Here is an 18,444-nt window from a genome sequence, read left to right as displayed (position 1 = left end):
GGCTCTGCGGGGCTATTCGGGAGTGCCGACGCCCCGCGCCGAGGAGGAGTCCGGCGGGTGACGCGGCCCGAGGAGCGGGGAGGCGGGGGACTCGGCCGCCTCGATGACGACCTGGCGCGCGAGTTCGTGCAGGCGCCGCTGGTTCCTGCGGGCGTGTTCCCGCAGCAGGGTGAAGGCGTGGTCGGGGGGACAGCGGTGCCGCTCGGAGAGGACGCCCTTGGCCTGCTCGATCACCGTCCGGCTGTCCAGCGCGCCCTGGAGCTGAGCCGCGCGGTTGCTCTCCTCGCGCAGGCTGAGGGCGAGGGCCGCTGCCTGCGCGAGGGACCGGCAGATCTCCAGCCCGTCCGCGTCGACGGTTCCCTGCTGGTGGTGCAGCAGGGTGAGCGATCCGAGCAGCCGTCGGCCCCGCTGGAGCGGTACTGCGGTGACGGCGGCGTAACCGCCCGCGAGGGCGGCGGCGGTGAAGGCGGGCCAGCGGTTCCGGCAGTCCTCCTGCCGCAGATCCGTCTGCGGCAGGAGTGTGCCGGTGAAGCACAGGTCCCAGCCGGGCCCCCGCTCGTGGCGGATCTGGAGGTCCTGCAACTCACGCGCGCACGGGCAGGACACCGCAGCGTCGGTGATACGGCCGCCGGGCAGCGTGAGGAGAGCCCCGGCCGCGGCGGCGTCGAGGAGCGTCATGCCGTGCTGGACCAGGAGTGAGGGCAGCGCGCCCTCCTCCTCCGGCGCTTCCGCCAGAGCGGAGAGCGCGCGTGCCAGCCGCCTCGCTTGCATGGCCCTCGACATCGCGATGAACCACCGTCCTCCGTACTTCCACAGGGCTTCCTGCGGACACCCTGTGTGCCCCTGCCGTGCTGTCGTATTCGCTGAGTTCCACGCCGTCGCGAATGTAACCCGAAAAGGCGGCGGGATCGGGCATACGCGCGACATCTTGGCCGTCCCCCCATACTCAGCCCCGGCTCAGCCGGGACCCGGCGGCGGCTTCGGAGGCGGGTCCGGAAGCGGGCCGGGCCGGAACAAGGGCCCGGCCCGGCAGGTCAGGCCCGGTCGCCGGACACGGGGGCGAGAGCGGAGTCGTCCTCCACACGTGCTCCGGGCAGCCGGTGCCGGGCCGCTATGAGCGCGGCGTCCACGTCACGGGTGCCCGTGGACACGCAGAGCGCGTAGGCCACGTCGTCCATTCGCTGCTGTACCTCGGCGCTGCCGTCCTCGGCGTGGAGGACCACCAGCGCCTCGTACTGCTCGATCAGGTTCCGCAGCACGGCGGAATGGGCCATGAGCACGGTGTTTCTCCTCTCGCTCTCCCCGTCGCGGGTCACGGTACGGCGGTACCCATGGGTGAAGTGATCATGCGTACGAGTGAGGCTCGTATCGCTTCGCGAGGCATGAACGGCCCCAGAGAACCCACTGATCGGCGTGTGGCGCGCCACGCCAGGCGTGCGGCATCGCACGGACACGCCGTTCCGCTACCGTGCGCCCGGGACGAGGGACCGAGACGAGGGAGCGAGCGATGAGCGCGCGCGGGATCCCGGCGGGCACGGGGGAACTGAAGCGGCGACTGGGCGTCTTCGACGCGGTGGTGATCGGGCTCGGGTCGATGATCGGAGCGGGCGTCTTCGCCGCGCTCGGCCCCGCGGCGGGTGCCGCGGGCTCCGGGCTGCTGGCGGGGCTGGCCCTCGCCGCGCTCGTCGCGTACTGCAACGCCACCTCCTCGGCGCGGCTCGCGGCCCGCTACCCGGCCTCGGGCGGCACCTACGTCTACGGGCGCGAGCGACTGGGGGAGTTCTGGGGCTACTTGGCGGGCTGGGCGTTCGTCGTCGGCAAGACCGCCTCGTGCGCGGCGATGGCGCTCACCGTGGGGACGTACGTGTGGCCGGGGCAGGCGCACGCGGTGGCCGTCGCCGCCGTGGTGGCGCTGACGGTGCTCGACTGCACCGGTGTCCAGAAGAGCGCGTGGGCGACCCGCGCGATCGTCGCCGTCGTCCTGGCGGTGCTCGCCGCCGTGGTGACCGCGTGCCTGAGCGGTGACGCACCCCGTGCCGAGCGGCTGGCCGTCGGCGCCGACGCCACACCGGGCGGCGTCCTGCGGGCCGCCGGGCTGCTGTTCTTCGCCTTCGCCGGGTACGCGCGCATCGCGACCCTCGGCGAGGAGGTCAGGGACCCGGCCCGCACCATCCCCCGCGCGATCCCCCTCACCCTGGGCATCACCCTGTGCGTGTACGCGGCGGTCGCCGCCGCTGCCCTGGCCGTGCTCGGCTCCGGCGGGCTCGCCGACGCGGGGGCGCCGCTCGCCGAGGCCGTCCGCGCCGCCGGAACACCGGGCCTGGCGCCGGCCGTACGCGCCGGCGCGGCCCTCGCGGCGCTGGGGTCACTGCTGGCGCTGATCCTCGGCGTCTCGCGCACCACCCTCGCGATGGCCCGCGACCGCCATCTGCCCGGCTCGCTCGCCGCCGTCCACCCCCGCTCCGGCGTACCGCACCGCGCCGCCATGGCCGTCGGGGCCGTGGTCGCCGTCCTCGCCGCGAGCGTCGATCTGCGGGGCGCGATCGGCTTCTCCTCCTTCGGGGTGCTGGCGTACTACGCCATCGCCAACGCCTCCGCGTGGACCCTCGCCCGCGAGGAGGGGCGCCCGCCCCGTCTCGTGCCGCTGACCGGGCTGGCCGGATGCGCGGCGCTCGCCTTCGCGCTGCCGCTCTCCTCCGTCGTCTCCGGGGCCGCCGTGCTGGCGGCGGGCGCGGTCGTTTACGGAGTACGGGCCGCGAGGGCACGCGAGGGCGGGCACTGAGCGAAGAGGTGTGGTGCGGGTGTTCCGCGTCGGACGGGGTTCCCTCCGGCGCACGGCGCTGTACCTTCCCTCTCACGCTCACGCAGTCGCTCGCGCAAGTGGTCAGCAGAAAGGCCGTGGTTCACGATGACCGCACCGGAAACCGGCTCCGTACCACCACCCGCCGCCCCCGCCTCCGCTCCCGCCCTCGCCCTCTCCTACGCCTCGGGAACCTCATCTCTCCCCCTCCTCGGCGACACCATCGGCGCCGACCTCGACCGGACGGCCGCCCGCGTGGGCACCCGCGAGGCGCTGGTGGAGTGCGCGACGGGGCGCCGCTGGACGTACCGGGAACTCGTCGAGGACGTCGACGCCTGCGCCCTCGGACTGGACGCGCTCGGCGTCGGCAAGGGCGACCGGGTGGGCATCTGGGCGCCCAACTGCGCCGAGTGGGTCCTGACGCAGTACGGGACCGCCAAGCTGGGCGCGATCATGGTGAACATCAATCCGGCGTACCGCACCCACGAACTTTCCTACGTGCTGCGGCAGTCGGGCATATCGGTACTGGTGTCCGCGCCCTCGTTCAAGACCAGCGACTACCGCAAGATGGTCGAGGACGTCCGCGACGAGTGCCCGGACCTGCGCGAGGTCGTCTTCATCGGGGAGCCCGAGTGGGAGCGGCTGATGGCGACGGGCCGCGCGGCCGACCCGTCGGCGCTCGCGCGGCGCGCGCGGGAGCTGACGGCGGACGACCCCGTCAACATCCAGTACACCTCCGGCACCACCGGCTTCCCCAAGGGCGCCACGCTCACCCACCACAACCTGCTGAACAACGGCTACTTCGTCGGCGAGGGCTGCGGCTACACCGAGCGCGACCGCGTCTGCATCCCCGTCCCCTACTACCACTGCTTCGGCATGGGCATGGGCAACCTCGCCTGCACGTCGCACGGCGCCACCATGGTCGTTCCGGCGCCCGGCTTCGACCCGGCCGCCACCCTGCGCGCGGTGCAGGAGGAGCGCTGCACCTCGCTGTACGGGGTGCCGACGATGTTCATCGCCGAGCTGGCGCTGCCCGGCTTCGCGGAGTACGACCTGTCCACCCTGCGCACCGGCATCATGGCCGGTTCGCCCTGCCCGGTCGAGGTGATGAAGCGCGTCGTCAGCGAGATGGGGATGGAGGAGGTCACCATCTGCTACGGCATGACCGAGACGTCACCTGTCTCCACCCAGACCGGCGCCGACGACAGCCTGGAGTTGCGCACCTCGACGGTCGGGCGCGTCCACCCCCACCTGGAGATCAAGGTCGTCGACCCGGAGACGGGCCGCACGGTGCCGCGCGGCACCCCGGGGGAGTTCTGCACCCGCGGCTACTCCGTGATGCTCGGCTACTGGAACGAGCCGGACAAGACCGCCGAAGTCCTCGACGCAGCGCGCTGGATGCACACGGGCGACCTGGCCGTGATGAACGAGGACGGCTACGTGAACATCGTGGGCCGCATCAAGGACATGGTCATCAGGGGCGGCGAGAACATCTACCCGCGCGAGGTGGAGGAGTTCCTGCACGGCCACCCCGACATCCTCGACGCGCAGGTCATCGGCGTCCCCGACGAGCGGTACGGCGAGGAGCTGATGGCCTGGATCCGGCTGCGCCCGGGCGCAGCGCCGTTGACGGCGGGCGCGCTGCGCGAGTTCTGCGAGGGCAGGCTCGCGCACTACAAGGTGCCGCGCTATGTGAAGCTCGTCGACGCGTACCCGATGACCGTGACGGGCAAGGTGCGCAAGGTCGAGATGCGCGAGGCGGCGGTCACCGAACTCGGCCTGCGCACCCCGGACCCGGCGCCCGGCACCTGACCCGCGTTCCCTGGCGTCGCACGGGGTCCGGTGCCTCCACGTGCCGTGACCTCGTGTATACGTAGGACCGCGTGATCATGACAGATGGGGCCGGGAGGGGCACGGGGATGAGCGAGAAATCGAAGCACGAAACGCGGTTCGGCGTCTCGGACTGGATCGAGGGCGCGGTGTGGGTCGTCATCGCCATCGGTGCCATCGGCTGGTGCGTGGACAAGTTCGCGGGCTGACACGGGCTGACACGGGCCGAGCGTCCGACGGGTTCAGGGCGCGGGCTTGTGCCAGGTCAGCGAGTAACGGCGCAGCACATGGCGCCGGTAGCGCACGCCGGGCAGCAGCCGCCGTGCCGCGGCCCGCACCTGTGCGTAGCTCATCCGCGGGTCGGCGACGGGCATGCCCTCCGGGCCGTGCGCGCGGCGCAGCACCTTCACGGCCCGCACCACGGGCGCGGCGGCGACCGTCGCCGCCCACTCCGCCGGGCTCCCCTCGCGGGCGAGGCCGACCACGACGAGTGTGCCGCCGGGCCGCAGCAGCTCGCGCATGCGGGAGAGTGCGGCCTCGAAGTCCATGTGGTGGACGGTGGATACCGAGCAGACGAAGTCGTAGCCCGCGAGGGGCAGCCGGGCGGTGAGGACGTCGCCCTCGACGAAGGTGAGGCGCGCCCCGTCCCCGTCCCTGCCCCTGTCCCCGTTTCCGCTCCCGTCGAGCGCGCGGGCGATCATCTCGGGTGAGGAGTCGATCCCGGTGACGTGCCGGGCCAGCCGCGTCAGCTTCCGTGCCAGCAGCCCGTCACCGCAGCCGACGTCCAGTGCGTCGCCGCACCCCTCGGGCACGGCGCGGAGGATGCCCGGGTGACGGGCGACGTTGGTGTTCCAGTACGGCTCGGGGACCCGGTCGCGCATCGGGGCAGCGTAGCCGCGTGGGGCGGCGCGGGTCGTGGCGTGGGTCAGCGTGCGGGCCGGCCGCCCAGTTCGGCCGTGTGCTGGGCCGCGAGGCGGATGGTGGCGTTGGGCGCTCCGTAGCCGCGGTAGCCGCCGGTGCGCTGGACCAGTTCGAAGAAGACCTGGCCGACGGTCACCGTGTAGCAGTGGTGGAACTCGCCGTACTCGTCGCGGTCGTAGAGGATGCCCAGTTCGCGCAGCGTGGCCAGGGTGTCGTCCGCGAGGCCGTGGCGGGCGCCGAGGTCGTCGTAGTAGTTGTCGGGGATCGGCAGGAGGCCGCCGCCGCGCTCGCGGACCCGGCGCGCCGTGGCGACGATGTCGTCCGTGGCGAGCGCGATGTGCTGCGGGCGTGTCTCCCGCTCGCCGGGCACGGGCGCCACATTGAGCGCGATGCGCAGGGTGCCCTCGTCGTTGGCGACGGCGCGGCTGCGGAACAGGCCGTACGGGTCGGCCAGGTCCAGGCTCTCGTTGGGCTGGAGGCCCAGCACGCTCGGGTAGAACAGGGACGCCTCGTCGAAGCGGTGCCACGGCTGGGTCAGCGCGGCGTGGTCGATCCGCGTGACCCCGGTGCCGCCCTGTCCCTGTCCCGGTCCCGCCCCCGTACCCGCGTCCTCCCGGGGCACGGGCGCGAAGTCGTCCGTCCAGCTCGGGTGGTCGGCGTGGCCGGTGCGGCAGAAGAACAGCTCGGTGCCGTCGGGCGCCTCGACGGCCTCCAGAGGCACGTCGTCCGCCGTGCGGCGGCGCGGGATCACGGGCGCGAGGAGGGACTCGGCGCGCCGGGTGGCCGCGCCGGGGTCAGGCGTCTCCAGCCCGAGCGCCGTCAGCGCAGGCCCCTCGCGACGGCTCGTGCCCACCCCGCCCGCCGTGTTGACGACGAGCCGCGCCTCGCCCTGCTCCCACAGCTCGACCGGCTTACCGCCGTGCCGCCCCGTCCGAGCGAAGCCCAGCGCGCCGAGCAGCGCGCGCAGCGGCTCGGTGTCGGCGGCGGCCAGCTCGGCGAAGGCGAAGGCGGAGGGCACGACGGGCGCCGGGGGAGAGGCGAGCCCGGCCGCCTCCTCCAGGGTGAGCAGCGAGCGCATCGCGTCGACGGCGGTGCGTGACGCGTCGGCCTGCCGGAACACGTCGTTGAAGATCTCCAGCGACAGCGGCCCGGTGTACCCGGCGCGGAGCGTGGCCTCCACGAGGCCCGCGATGTCGAATCCGCCCTGGCCGGGGAAGCAGCGGTAGTGGCGGCTCCACTGGAGGACGTCCATCGCCATCCGGGGCGCGTCGGCCAGTTGGAGGAAGAAGATCTTCTCGCCGGGGATCCGCTCGATGCCGCGCGGGTCGGAGCCGCGCGAGAGGATGTGGAAGCTGTCCAGGCAGGTGCCCAGCGCGGGGTGGTCGGCGCGCTCCACGATCCGCCAGGCGTGGTCGTACGTGCTGACGTGGCGGCCCCAGGCCAGCGCCTCGTACGCCAGCCGGATGCCGTGCGCCTCCGCGCGCCGGGCGAGCAGGCGGAGCTGGTCGGCGGCCAGTTCGTCGTCGTCCACCGAGGCGGGCGAGACGCTGGAGCAGACGAGCATCATGTTGGCGCCGAGCCGTTCCATCACCGCGAACTTCTGCTCGGCGCGCCGCAGATTGCCGCGCAGCACGTCCTCGGGCACGGCCTCGAAGTCGCGGAACGGCTGGTAGAGGTCGATGCCCAGGCCGAGGTCGTCGGCGCGTTTCCTGACCTCCTCGGGGCTCAGCGGGCTGGCGAGCAGGTCGTTCTCGAAGATCTCGACACCGTCGAATCCGGCGGCTGCGACGGCCCCGAGCTTCTCGGAGAGCGAGCCGCTCAACGACACCGTGGCGATGGACTTGCGCATGGGGGTGCTCCTCACGGTTCCGGGTCCCCGGTTTCCGGTTCTCTTGTCTCGGCCTTCTCGGCTCTCTTCGTGCGGCACGGTGCACGGCTCACGGCCCATGCTCCGCGCCCGCTCCCTCACGCCGCCGGGGCGCCCACGAGGTCGGCGAGGTCGGCGAGCATCCGCTCCGCATGCGGCTCCCTGCCGGTGAACAGCCGGAAGGCGTCGGCGGCCTGGAAGACCGCCATGCCGCCGCCGTCGAGCGTGCGGCAGCCCAGCTCCCTCGCCGTGCGCAGCAGCGCGGTCTCCAGCGGCCGGTAGACCACCTCGGCCACCCACAGCTCTGGCCGCAGCAGCGCGGCGGGCAGCGGGAGCCCGGGATGCGCCGCCATGCCGGTGGGCGTGGCGTGCACCAGCCCGTCCGCGTGCGCGAGGCGTCCGCCGAGACCGGCCAGCGCGACGTGGTCGGCGCGCCCCGCGCCGAAGCGCGAACCGAGCGTGCGGGCGAGCGCGGCGGCCCGCTCCTCGTCCCTGTCGGCCACGGTGAGCCGGTCGGTGCCCAGTGTCAGCAGCGCGTGCGCGACGGCCGCACCGGCGCCGCCCGCGCCGAGCTGCACGACGCCGCCCGTCGGGGCGCCCGGCAGCCCGCGTGCGAAGGACTGCGCGAAACCCGTGACGTCGGTGTTGTGGCCGACGGCCCGACCGTCCCGGAAGACGACGGTGTTGACGGCGCCGAGCCGCGCCGCCTCGGGCGCCAGCTCGTCGAGGTACCGGGTCACGGCCTGCTTGCAGGGGTGCGTGATGTTGAGCCCGTCGAAGCCCAGGGTGTGCGCGGAGCGCAGCAGTTCGCCGACGGACTCGGGGCCGAGGCCGAGCACATCGAGGTCGAGGGTGCGGTAGAGGAGGCGCAGACCGTGCCGGTCGCCCTCGCGCTCGTGCAGCGCCGGGCTCAGCGAGGGGCCGATGCCGGATCCGATCAGGCCGGTGAGGTACGAGTACGAGGGGACGCGCGTGGGCGTGGTCATCGGGTCTCTTTCCTGGTGGTACGTGGGCGACGGTACGGGCGCCCCTTGTGCTGTCCGGGCGCGGCACGCGCCGCTGTCCGGGTACGGCAAGCCCCGGGGCCGCCCCCGGCGCGGGGGACGGCCACGGAGCGTCGCGCGTCGCGTGTGGGGCGCCGCGCGCCGCGCGCTCAGGCCGACACCGACTCCGCCGCGTTCGGCGGCGCGGGCGCGCCCCGGTGCGGCTTCTCGCCGAGCCGGTCCGTCGGCACCTTGTGCGTCTCGCGCCCGGTCGCGATGGCGAGGGAGCAGATCGCGCAGATGACAGCGGTGAAGACCGCGACGCCCAGCCACTCGCCGCCGCCCGAGAGCTGCTCGGCGAAGCTGACCGCGAACCCGGCGACGGCGAAGCCGATCTGCGTCCCGATGGCCATGCCGGACAGCCGCACGCGCGTCGGGAACATCTCCCCGTAGAGGGAGGGCCAGATGCCGTTGGCCGCGCTGTAGACGACACCGAAGAAGAGGATGCCGGTGAGGAAGACCAGGGGGTAGCTGCCCGTCGAGATCGCCCACAGATAGGCGAAGACCATGGCACCCGAGCCGAGGGAGCCGAAGAGGAAGACCGGCTTGCGGCCGATACGGTCCGAGAGCTTCGCCCACAGGGGGATGGTGATCAGCGCGACGGCGTTGGCCAGCGCGCCGACCCACAGCATCGCGGACTTGTCCATCCCGGCCGCGTCGCTCGTCGCGTACGACAGCGCCCAGACCGTGAAGATGGTGCTGACGGTCGCGATGAGCGCGCCGCAGACCACGCGCAGCACGTCGGCCCAGTGGTCGCGCAGCAGGTCGGCGAGGGGGAGCTTGGAGACCGCGTCGCTCGCGGACGCGTCCTCGAAGACCGGGGTCTCCTCCAGGTTGCGGCGGATGAGGTAGCCGACGACGGAGACGGCGATGCTCAGCAGGAAGGGGATGCGCCAGCCCCAGGTGTAGAGCTGCTCGTCGGGCAGGGCCGCGACGGGGATGAAGACGAGGGTCGCCAGGATCTGCCCGGCCTGGGTCCCGTTGAGGGTGAAGCTGGTGTAGTAGCCCCGGCGGTGCTCCGGGGCGTGCTCCAGCGTCATCGAGTTGGCGCTGGCCTGCTCGCCCGCGGCCGAGAGGCCCTGGCACACGCGCATCAGGACCAGCAGCACGGGTGCCGCGGTGCCGATCTGCGCGTACGTCGGAAGACAGCCGATGACGAACGTCGACAGGCCCATCAGGATCAGCGTGAAGACCATGATCTTGCGCCGTCCGAGCCGGTCCCCGACGTGCCCGAGGATCAGCGCGCCGACGGGGCGGGCCGCGTAGGCGACACCGAAGGTCGCCAGCGAGATGAGGGTGGCGGTCGCCGGGTCGTCGGGGTCGAAGAAGACTCTGGGGAAGACGAGGGCCGCCGCGCTGCCGTAGATGAAGAAGTCGTAGTACTCCAGCGCGCTGCCGATCCACGCGGCGAGGGCCGCCTTGCGTGGCTTGCCGCGGGCCGCCGCGGGCGACTCGGGGGACTGGCCCGGGGACGACGGTGCCGACGGGTCGTGCGAGTGAGCGGACACGCGTGCTCCTCTGGGGCGGGCACCCGCGCCTCTCCGGGAGCCGGGAGGCGTCGGGTGGTGGGGCGGGTGGGGAAGGGGCGGCGGGCCCGCCGGGGGTTTCCACGGCGGGCCGGGGCCGTCGGGGCCTCCGGCTGGGTGGGCGCGGGTGGGCGCGGAAAATTAACGTACTAGATAGTTAATTACGCTGGGTATGGATCGTGAACCGCTCTCGGGTCACTGTCAAGACATCTCGCCGAAACACTTCACCGGGTGACCGGGAGGGGGCGGGACGGGGCGGTGGCTCAGTGGCGGCGAGGTGCCGCGGTGTCCCCGGTCAGATAGGCGAGGACCATGTCGCCGAGCATCGTGCGGTAGTGCTGCCGCCGGTCCGGCGCCGTCAGGTCGCGGCCGAAGAGGGCACCGAAGGTGTGCCGGTTCGCGACCCGGAAGAAGCAGAACGAGCTGATCATCGCGTGCAGGTCCACCGCGTCCACGTCCGCCGTGAACACGCCCTGTGCGCGGCCCTCTTCGAGGATGCGGCCGATGACCTCGATGGCGGGCGAGCTGAGTTCGCTGAGCGTCGCCGAGCCGGTGATGTGCTCGGCCTCGTGGATGTTCTCGATGGACACGAGCCGGATGAAGTCCGGGTGCTCCTCGTGGTGGTCGAAGGTCAGCTCGGCCAGGCGGCGGATGGCGGCGACGGGGTCCAGATGCCCGACGTCGAGCCCCTTCTCCTGCTGCCTGATGACCGTGTAGGCCCGCTCCAGCACCGCCGTGAAGAGCTGCTCCTTGCCGCCGAAGTAGTAGTAGATCATCCGCTTCGTGGTGTGGATGCGCGCGGCGATCTCGTCGATGCGGGCGCCCGTGTATCCGAGCCGCGCGAACTCCTGCGTCGCGACGTCCAGGATCTCGGCGCGGGTACGGGCCGCGTCGCGCTGCCGTCCCGAGGGCTGTGTCGGCGGTGGCGCGGCGGTCATACGGCTCCTCGCGGGCGGGGATCGGCACCGGAATCGGCACGGGAATCGGCACCGGCCAGTCTAGATCGGGGTGCGGTGGGGCGGCGGGGTGCCCTCGGGCGGCGCCGGTCGTCCCGGCGTGCGCGGGCCTTCCGTACGGTGCGCGCGGTGGTCGCCGATGAACAGGACGCACACCCAGGACAGCGCCGCGACGGCCGCGGTGAACGCGGCGACCAGCCAGGGGCGCCCGCCGCCCAGGGCGAGCAGGGAGGTGGCGATGAGCGGGGTGAGGCCACCGAGGATCGCGGCGAACTGCGTCGGCGACGACGACGTCATCGCCGTCGACGCGGGCACCACGGCCTTCCAGCTGGCCGACGCGCTCCCCGAGAGCTTCCACGGCACCGTCGTCACCCACTCGGTGCCCGTCATCGACCTGCTCATGGACCGCCCCGGCGTCCGCGGCATCGCCCTGGGCGGCGACTTCTACCCGCCGAGCCGCGCCCTCGTCGGCACCCCCACCGTGGAGATGGCCAAGCGCCTGAAGGTGCGCACGTTCTACCTCGGCGCCGCCGCCGTCGACGAACGCGGAATCTACGCCTCGGCCGACGTCGAACGCCAGGTCAAGGAGACACTGATGGACATAGCCGACCGCGTCGTCCTGCTGATCGGGCACCGCAAGTTCGCCGCCACCGCGCCCGTCCTGCTGTGCGACTGGGGCCGCCTGGACGCGGTCGTCACCGACGAGGAACCGCCGGCGCCCATCGCCGGGCGGCTCCAGCGCGAAGGAGTGCGCCTCGTGCTCCCCGGCACCGACCCGGCCACGCTGCGCCCGGCGGCCCGCTGACACCTGGGGCCGACGGGTCGCCTCTCAGCCGGGCGGCGCCGTCGACTCGCGCACCCTCAGCCGCGTCGGCAGCCGCGTGGACACGGTGCGCCGCACCCCCGCGCCCACCTCCAGCAGACGGGTGACCGCCAGCGCGCCCGCCTCTTCGACGGGCACGTCCAGCGCGGTCACCCCCGGCGTGGTCGCCCCGAGCGCGGTGAGCCCGTCGGCGGCGGCCAGGCTGACGCGCCCCGGCACCCGCACCCCGGCCGCCGTCAGCCCGTGGAGGACGCCCAGCGCGAGGAAGCTGTTGTAGGCGATGACGGCCGTGACCTCGCCGGGCAGCTCTCCCGCGACCGCGATGCCCGCGTCGAAGGTCGGGGGCAGCGGCCCGAGCACGCGCAGCCGCCCGCCGCCCTCCTCGGTCCTGCGCGCGATGGCCTCGCGGCGCCGCTCGTCCGCCCAGGACCCCGGCGGCCCCGACACATAGCCGAGGGTGCGGTGGCCCAGTTCCAGCAGATGGCCCACGAGTTCGGACGTGCCTGACGCGGTGTCCAGGACCACAGCGGGCAGCCGCCCCACCCTGCGGTCGACGAGGACCAGCGGGCGGCGGCGCGCCTGTTCCCGCAGCGCGGCGTCCTCCCCGACGGGCGCCACCATGACCAGCCCGTCGACCTGCTGCGAGAGCCGCGCGGCCAGCGCCTCCTCGCGCTCGGCGCTGTACTCGGAGACGGCCACCAGCAGATGGCTGTCGGTCTCCTCGGCCGCCCGCTGCGCGCCCAGTACGAGGGGCGCGAAGAACGGGTTGGCCAGGGTGGGCACGATCAGCCCGACCATGCCGGTGCGCCCCGTGGTCAGCGCGCGGGCCGCCCGGTTGGCCTGGAAGCCCAGGCGCTCGGCTGCGGCCCGCACCCGCTCCAGGGTGTCCGTCGCCACCATGTCGGGGCGCATCAGTGCGCGCGAGGCCGTCGCCTTGGACACACCGGCCTCGCGGGCCACATCAGCCAGCGTCGCCACGTTCGTTCCCCTCCGGCCGGTCGGCTCCCGGACGCCGCGCTCGGCGCGCCGGGACGGGGCCCGTCTTCACAGGGGCGCCGCGCCGTGCCATCCTATCTGCAACCGGTCTCTGCAACCGGTTGCACCGAACGGTTGCAGAGACCGGAACCAGCCGGGAGCGCCCTCGCTCCCAGGTCTGCGTGCCACCACCCGTCCCTGTCCTGTTCTGTCCCGCCCTGTCCTGCCCTCCCGTCCCGTCGACGCCGCCGGGCCGCTCCGGGCCGCCCCCGCTCGCGGTCCCGCCATCCCCGTCGAGGTAGCCATGCCCCACCCCGAGACCGACTCCGGAACCACACCCGCGCCCGCTTCCGGAGGCGGGCCCGCCGCAAAGGCCGGGCTCCTGGAGCGCACGTTCCGCGTCCGCGAGCGGGGCAGCACGCCGCGCACCGAGGTCGTCGCCGGGCTGTCGATGTTCGTCGCCGCCGCCTACGCGGTCGTTGTCGTGCCCGGCCAGCTCGCCAAGGCCGGGATCCCGCACGGCCCGGTCACCACCGGGGTGATCCTCTCCATCGTCCTCGCGACGCTCGCCATGGGGCTGTTCGCGAACCTCCCCTTCGTGCTCGCGCCCGGCCTCGGCGGCGTGGCACTGGTGGCGGTCACCATCGTCGGCCAGGACCACGTCCCGTGGGACGACGCGCTCGGCATGGTCGCCTGGTCGGGCATCGCGTTCCTGCTGCTCACAGCCCTGGGCATCCGCGATCTGGTGACGCGGCTGATGCCGCTGAACCTCAAGTACGCGGTCAGCGGCGGGCTCGGGCTCTTCATCGCGCTGCTCGGGTTCCGGGACAGCGGCCTCGTCGTGGCCAAGCCCGAGAGCGACGCGCTCGCCCTCGGCGACCTCTCCCAGCCCACGGCGCTGCTGGCGCTCGGCGGGCTGCTCCTGCTGACGGGGCTCAGCGCGCGCAAGGCGCCGGGCGCCTTCCTGATCACCATCGCCGTCGTGACCGTGGCCGGTGTGCCGCTCGGTGTGACCGAGATCCCCGACAGCCTCTTCGGCAGCCCCGACAGCCCCGGGCCCGTCGCCTTCCACGTCGATCTGATCGGCGCGCTCAAGCCCGAGTACTTCCCCTACATCTTCGCCTTCTTCGTCTCGGAGTTCTTCTCCATGACGGGCACCCTGCTGGCCGTCGCGGGCCGGGCCGGACTCACCGACGCCGAGGGCAACATCCCCGGTGTCCGCAGGCCCTTCTACGTGGACTCCGCCGCCGTCATCGGGGGCGCCGGGCTCGGGGCGCCCAGCATGACCGCCTACCTGGAGTCCTCGGCCGGTGCCGACAGCGGAGGACGTACGGGCCTGTCGTCCGTCGTCGCCTCGGGTGCCTTCGCCGCGCTGCTGCTCGTCACACCGTTCGCCACCCTGATCCCGTCGGCTGCCACGGCACCGGTCCTGATGTTCATCGGGCTCACCATGCTCGGCGCGCTGCGCAACGTGGACTTCAAGGAGCCGACCAATGCCATCCCGGCCGCGCTGACCGTGGCCACCACCGTCTTCTTCGGCAACTTCGGCACCGGCATCGCCGTCGGACTCGCGGCGCACGTCCTCGTCAAGGCCGTCTCCGGGCGCCTCCGGGAGATCCCGTGGGGGCTGTGGATCGTCATGATCCCGCTCGGCTACTACTTCTACACCCTCGTCCCCTGACCGGCGTGACCGGCCGCGAACCCCGGACCCTGGAGCACACACGCATGAGTGACCACAGCACACACGACATCCGCATCACCGGGGGACGTGTCGTCTCGGCCTTCACCGGCGAGGAGTTCGCGGCCGACGTGCTGCTGCGCGGCGACACCATCAGCGGTGTGCTGCCCCCGGACGCGCCCGCCGAGGCACACGACAGGGTGGACGCCACGGGGCTGCTGATCGCGCCCGGGTTCGTGGACGCGCACATGCACGTGGAGAGCTCCTTCCTGACCCCGCACACCTTCGCCTCCCTCACCCTGGCCCGGGGCACCACCACCGTCCTGGCCGACCCGCACGAGATCGTCAACGTGGCGGGCGCCGAGGCGATGCGCTGGATGATCGAGGCGGGCAGGGACACCGCGCAGACCCAACTGTGGGGCGTGCCCTCGTGCGTCCCGGCGCTGGCCGGGCTGGAGCACGCGGGCGCGAGCCTGGACGCCGACGACATCGCCGAGATGCTCGGATGGCCCGACGTGATCGCGCTCGGTGAGGTGATGGACTACCGGGCCGTCGTCTCCGGCGACCCGCGCATGGCCGACGTCATCGGGGCAGCGGCCGACCACGGTGTGATCCTCGACGGCCACTGCCCCAACCTCAGCGGTGCGGACCTGAGCGCGTACATGGCCACGGGTGTCGACTCGGACCACACCAAGAACCGCACCGAAGTGGTCCTGGAGAAGGCCCGGATGGGCATGCTGATGATGCTCCAGGAGAAGTGCCTGCTGCCCGACGTGGTGGCGGCGCTGCTGGCCCTGCCGCAGTTGCCGCCGCTGTGCCTGGTCACGGACGACCTCGCCGCCGACCACATTGTCAACACCGGGCACCTCGACCACATCGGCCGCGTCGCGGTACGGGCCGGGCTGCCGCCCGCCGCCGCGCTGCGCGCCATGACCTGGACCCCGGCCCAGCGGCTCCGGCTCCACGACCGGGGCGTGGTCGCCCCCGGCAAGCGCGCCGACCTCGTGCTGCTGCGTGGCGGACTCGGCGACTTCGACCCGGCGCTCGTCTTCGCGGGCGGCAGGATCGTCGGCCGCGACGGTGTGGCCGTCGACGCCGAAACCGGCGGCGAGGGGACGGAGCGGGGAGACGGGCGGGCGGGCACGCGGCGCGCGGAGACCGGGGTGCGTGCCGAGACCGGGGTGCGCGAGGAGGGCGGGGCGCTCGCGGGCACCGTGCGGGTGGAGCGGCCCGACGAGGACGCCTTCCGCTGGCGCGTCGACCTGCCCGACGGCACCCACCGCTTCCGCGCCATGCGGGTCAACTCCCGTGACACCTACACCGAGCCCGTCGAGGCCGAACTGCCGGTCAGCGGCGGCGAGGTCCAGTGGGAGGGACGCGTCACGCTGGTGCGCGTGCGCAACAGGTACGGCCGCGCGGGAGCCGTCTTCGCGCCCCTGGTGGGGCGCGAGCTGTCACCGGGCGCCGTGGCCACCACCTACGCGCACGACAGCCACAACCTGCTCACCGTCGGCACCTTCCGCGCCGCGATGGCCGCCGCCACCGCCGCCGTGGTGGACGACGGCGGCGGGGTCGCCGTCGTCCACGGCGAGCGGGTCGCCGCGCGGATGCCGCTGCCGGTGGGCGGTGTGATGTCGCGGGGCGTGCCCGACGACGTCGCCGACCGGGCCCGCGCGGTCCGTACGGCCCTCACCGAGTGGGGCTGGGACCACCTCAACCCCTTCATGAGCGTGTCCACGCTGACGCTCGCGGTCTCGCCGAGCCTGAAGATCACCGACCTGTCGCTGATCGACGTGGCCCGCAGGGAGCCCGTGGCCGGGGTGCTCTGACTCCGCCGCCTGTTGGCCCGTCACTTCTTGAGCAGCCAGGCGAGGTTGAAGCGGACGAAGACGAGCCTGCCGTACGGCCCGGCCTCGTAGAGGAGGGCGATCGTGCCGTCGGGGAGGCGTGTCATGGCGGAGTACGCGGCCGGGCCCTTCTCCACCGTCCGGGAGACGGGCCAGGTGCGGCCGTTGTCGCGGGAGAGGCTGAGCGTGAGGTTGCGGCGCTCGGTGGGGTGGCGGGGGTTGCTGAACAGCAGCCAGTTCGCCTCCGGTTCGTCGGCCTCCGTCTCGTCGGTCTTCGTCGTGCCGGTACCGGGCGCGTAGCGCAGCACGGCGGCGTTGACCTTGGGGTCGGCCAGCGCGCGGTCGGGGCGGGGCGGACCGTAGCTGAGCCCGCCGTCGCGTGAGTAGGCGACGAGGCGCCGAGTGCCCCTCGTGGCACGGCAGTTGAGCATGACGGTGCCGTCGGCCAGCTCGACGGCCTTGTTCTCGTCCAGGTCGGCGCGGGTGGGCTCTCCCAGGCGCCAGGTCGCGCCGTGGTCGTCGCTGTAGGCACTGGCCGCGCGGTTGTGGCCGTCGTGCCGCACCACGTACTGCTGGAGCAGCCGCCCCGAGGAGAGCTGGATGCCGGTTCCCGAGGCGGCGAACATGCCGTTCCACGCGGGGTTCTTGAGGTGCGGGGTGAGGCGCCGGTGATGCCAGGTGGCGCCGTCGTCGTCGGACCACGCGCAGTCGGTCTGGAGGATCTCGCGGCTCTCGGGGTCGTTGCCGCGGCCCGAGGTGAGGAAGCCGACGCCGCGCGGCGCGAAGGCGTGGAAGAGGAAGACGCGGCCGGTGTCCCGGTCGGCCAGCAGGCTCGGATCGCCCACCCCGGAACCGTCGGAGGGATGGGTGACGGCGACGCGGGGCGCGCTCCAGGTCCTGCCCAGATCGCGGCTGGCCCTGACCATGATGTCGATGTCACCGGGCAGATCGCGCCCGCTGCGGTTGCGCCGGTCGTAGGCGGCGAGCAGGGTCCCGTCGCGGGTCACGGTGAGCGCCGGGATGCGGTAGGTGTGCGCGCCTTTGCCGGAGACGGCCAGGGTGCGGGTCTCGTGGAGCGGTTTCTGAGCTGCGGCGGGGAGGGTTGCCGCCGGGGGTGCGTCGCGTCGTGGGCGCGCGGTGGCGGGCGGACTGGTGGCTGCCGCGGCTCCGGCGGCCAGGCCCGAGAGGAGCAGCGTGCGGCGTCTCATAGGACTCGCGGGTCTCATGGAGGGATCTCCAGGGGGCGCGGGATGAGGGTGTGGGCGCGACCGCGACGATCATCGGCGCGCCGGGCACGAGTGTGCGGTCCGCACCCGCGGCGCACCCCGCGTGTCGGGCCCGCGTGTGGCGTATCGGACCCGTACGGGCCTGTGCGGTGCGCCCTGGTGGAGGTGCGTGACGGTGAGGGGCGGCGGTGACCGTCGACGGTAAACGCGTTGCTGGTGGGCGCCCGTTCGGAGGAGCATCCCCTGGTATGGAGCAGCCTGCTGAGACCGTCGCCTTCGACGAGGTGGAACTGCGCCGGTGGCGCGCGGACGACATCGACACCCTGAACCGGGTGGCCACCGAATCGCTCGCCCATCTGCGCCCGTGGATGCCGTGGGCGGCTCACCACGACCGCGACGCGATCGCCGCCTTTCTGGCGCGGAGCGACGAGGAGTGGGCGTCAGGGCAGGCGTACAACTACGCGATCACCTCCGGTGGCGAGGTGATCGGGAGCTGCGGGCTCATGCGGCGGATCGGCCTCGGCGGACTGGAGATCGGTTACTGGCTCCACCCCGGATGGACGGGCCGGGGCCTCGCCACCATGACCGCGGCGGCCCTCCTCCAGCAGGGCTTCGCGCTGACGGGGACGGACCGCGTGGAGATCCACCACGACGCGGCGAACCTGGCGAGCGAGGGCGTACCCCGCCGTCTGGGCTTCACGGAGGTCGAGCGCGTGCCGGTGCCCGAGGGCGCGGAGGCCCCCGGTGAGGTGGGCGTCAACGTGATCTGGCGCGTCCACTCACCGGCCGCCGCCTCCCGCCCGAGTTCGCGCCCCGGGCATGGACTTCGTCCCGGCCACGGGTGACAGTGGGAGATCGCCGGGCCCTCCGCACGGGAGTACCCACGACCGCACAGCGCCGCACGCAACCCGTCGCACCACGCCCGTCGCACCGCCCCCGCACTCGGCGTACG

The 18,444-nt window shown here is 73.3% G+C and carries 16 protein-coding genes; 6 read left to right on the top strand and 10 right to left on the bottom strand.

Annotated features, from left to right (window positions below; all coding sequences use genetic code 11):
• Positions 1–12: 12 nt before the first annotated feature.
• Positions 13–771: an ANTAR domain-containing protein gene (locus ACYVOO_RS33135; RefSeq protein ID WP_461019409.1), complete on the bottom strand. Its 759-nt coding sequence runs from the start codon at positions 769–771 to the stop codon at positions 13–15.
• 263 nt (positions 772–1,034) lie between these two features.
• Positions 1,035–1,280 (bottom strand): DUF5133 domain-containing protein, encoded by a 246-nt coding sequence (locus ACYVOO_RS33130; protein ID WP_453349479.1) that lies wholly within the window; start codon positions 1,278–1,280, stop codon positions 1,035–1,037.
• A 227-nt stretch (positions 1,281–1,507) separates the two neighbouring features.
• Between ACYVOO_RS33130 and ACYVOO_RS33125 the strand changes: the two genes are divergently transcribed.
• Positions 1,508–2,782, top strand: coding sequence for an APC family permease (locus ACYVOO_RS33125; RefSeq protein WP_461019408.1), 1,275 nt, complete (start codon positions 1,508–1,510; stop codon positions 2,780–2,782).
• A 126-nt stretch (positions 2,783–2,908) separates the two neighbouring features.
• Entirely contained in the window at positions 2,909–4,612 is a 1,704-nt protein-coding gene (locus ACYVOO_RS33120; RefSeq protein WP_461019407.1) for an AMP-binding protein, read from the top strand.
• A 260-nt stretch (positions 4,613–4,872) separates the two neighbouring features.
• Here ACYVOO_RS33120 and ACYVOO_RS33115 read toward each other — a convergent pair whose 3' ends face one another.
• The 6 genes from ACYVOO_RS33115 to ACYVOO_RS33090 all read right to left on the bottom strand — a co-directional run bounded on the left by ACYVOO_RS33115 (position 4,873) and on the right by ACYVOO_RS33090 (position 11,240).
• A complete protein-coding gene (locus tag ACYVOO_RS33115; RefSeq protein WP_461019406.1) occupies positions 4,873–5,511 on the bottom strand; it encodes a class I SAM-dependent methyltransferase in 639 nt (212 codons plus the stop codon).
• A 44-nt stretch (positions 5,512–5,555) separates the two neighbouring features.
• The gene (locus ACYVOO_RS33110; RefSeq protein ID WP_461019405.1) at positions 5,556–7,400 is read right to left on the bottom strand and encodes a bifunctional sugar phosphate isomerase/epimerase/4-hydroxyphenylpyruvate dioxygenase family protein; all 1,845 of its coding nucleotides are present in this window, start codon (positions 7,398–7,400) and stop codon (positions 5,556–5,558) included.
• A gap of 116 nt (positions 7,401–7,516) precedes the next feature.
• Entirely contained in the window at positions 7,517–8,404 is an 888-nt protein-coding gene (locus tag ACYVOO_RS33105; protein WP_461019404.1) for a shikimate dehydrogenase, read from the bottom strand.
• Positions 8,405–8,571: 167 nt separating this feature from the next.
• A complete protein-coding gene (locus ACYVOO_RS33100) occupies positions 8,572–9,969 on the bottom strand; it encodes an MFS transporter (RefSeq protein WP_461019403.1) in 1,398 nt (465 codons plus the stop codon).
• Between the two features lie 281 nt (positions 9,970–10,250).
• Positions 10,251–10,925 carry a TetR/AcrR family transcriptional regulator gene (locus tag ACYVOO_RS33095; RefSeq protein ID WP_461019402.1) on the bottom strand — a complete coding sequence of 225 codons (675 nt, stop codon included), beginning with the start codon at positions 10,923–10,925 and terminating at the stop codon, positions 10,251–10,253.
• A gap of 60 nt (positions 10,926–10,985) precedes the next feature.
• On the bottom strand, positions 10,986–11,240 hold the full coding sequence (locus tag ACYVOO_RS33090; RefSeq protein ID WP_461019401.1) for a hypothetical protein: 255 nt from the start codon (positions 11,238–11,240) through the stop codon (positions 10,986–10,988).
• Here ACYVOO_RS33090 and ACYVOO_RS33085 point away from each other — a divergent pair.
• On the top strand, positions 11,191–11,748 hold the full coding sequence (locus ACYVOO_RS33085) for a DeoR/GlpR family DNA-binding transcription regulator (RefSeq protein WP_461019400.1): 558 nt from the start codon (positions 11,191–11,193) through the stop codon (positions 11,746–11,748). The genes ACYVOO_RS33090 and ACYVOO_RS33085 overlap by 50 nt on opposite strands.
• Before the next feature lie 24 nt (positions 11,749–11,772).
• Here ACYVOO_RS33085 and ACYVOO_RS33080 read toward each other — a convergent pair whose 3' ends face one another.
• Positions 11,773–12,744 (bottom strand): LacI family DNA-binding transcriptional regulator, encoded by a 972-nt coding sequence (locus ACYVOO_RS33080; protein ID WP_461019399.1) that lies wholly within the window; start codon positions 12,742–12,744, stop codon positions 11,773–11,775.
• 301 nt (positions 12,745–13,045) lie between these two features.
• Here ACYVOO_RS33080 and ACYVOO_RS33075 point away from each other — a divergent pair, with 301 nt between their 5' ends.
• Positions 13,046–14,422 (top strand): NCS2 family permease, encoded by a 1,377-nt coding sequence (locus ACYVOO_RS33075; RefSeq protein ID WP_461019398.1) that lies wholly within the window; start codon positions 13,046–13,048, stop codon positions 14,420–14,422.
• Between the two features lie 44 nt (positions 14,423–14,466).
• The gene (locus ACYVOO_RS33070) at positions 14,467–16,248 is read left to right on the top strand and encodes an adenine deaminase C-terminal domain-containing protein (protein WP_461019397.1); all 1,782 of its coding nucleotides are present in this window, start codon (positions 14,467–14,469) and stop codon (positions 16,246–16,248) included.
• Positions 16,249–16,268: 20 nt separating this feature from the next.
• Here ACYVOO_RS33070 and ACYVOO_RS33065 read toward each other — a convergent pair whose 3' ends face one another.
• Positions 16,269–17,474 carry a sialidase family protein gene (locus tag ACYVOO_RS33065; RefSeq protein WP_461019396.1) on the bottom strand — a complete coding sequence of 402 codons (1,206 nt, stop codon included), beginning with the start codon at positions 17,472–17,474 and terminating at the stop codon, positions 16,269–16,271.
• A gap of 266 nt (positions 17,475–17,740) precedes the next feature.
• Between ACYVOO_RS33065 and ACYVOO_RS33060 the strand changes: the two genes are divergently transcribed.
• Complete coding sequence (locus ACYVOO_RS33060) at positions 17,741–18,337, top strand: GNAT family N-acetyltransferase (RefSeq protein ID WP_461019395.1); 597 nt, start codon at positions 17,741–17,743, stop codon at positions 18,335–18,337.
• The last annotated feature ends 107 nt before the right edge of the window (positions 18,338–18,444 follow it).

The sequence above is a fragment of the Streptomyces daliensis genome (genome assembly GCF_054782395.1).
This window is presented reverse-complemented; position numbering and strand designations above follow the sequence as displayed.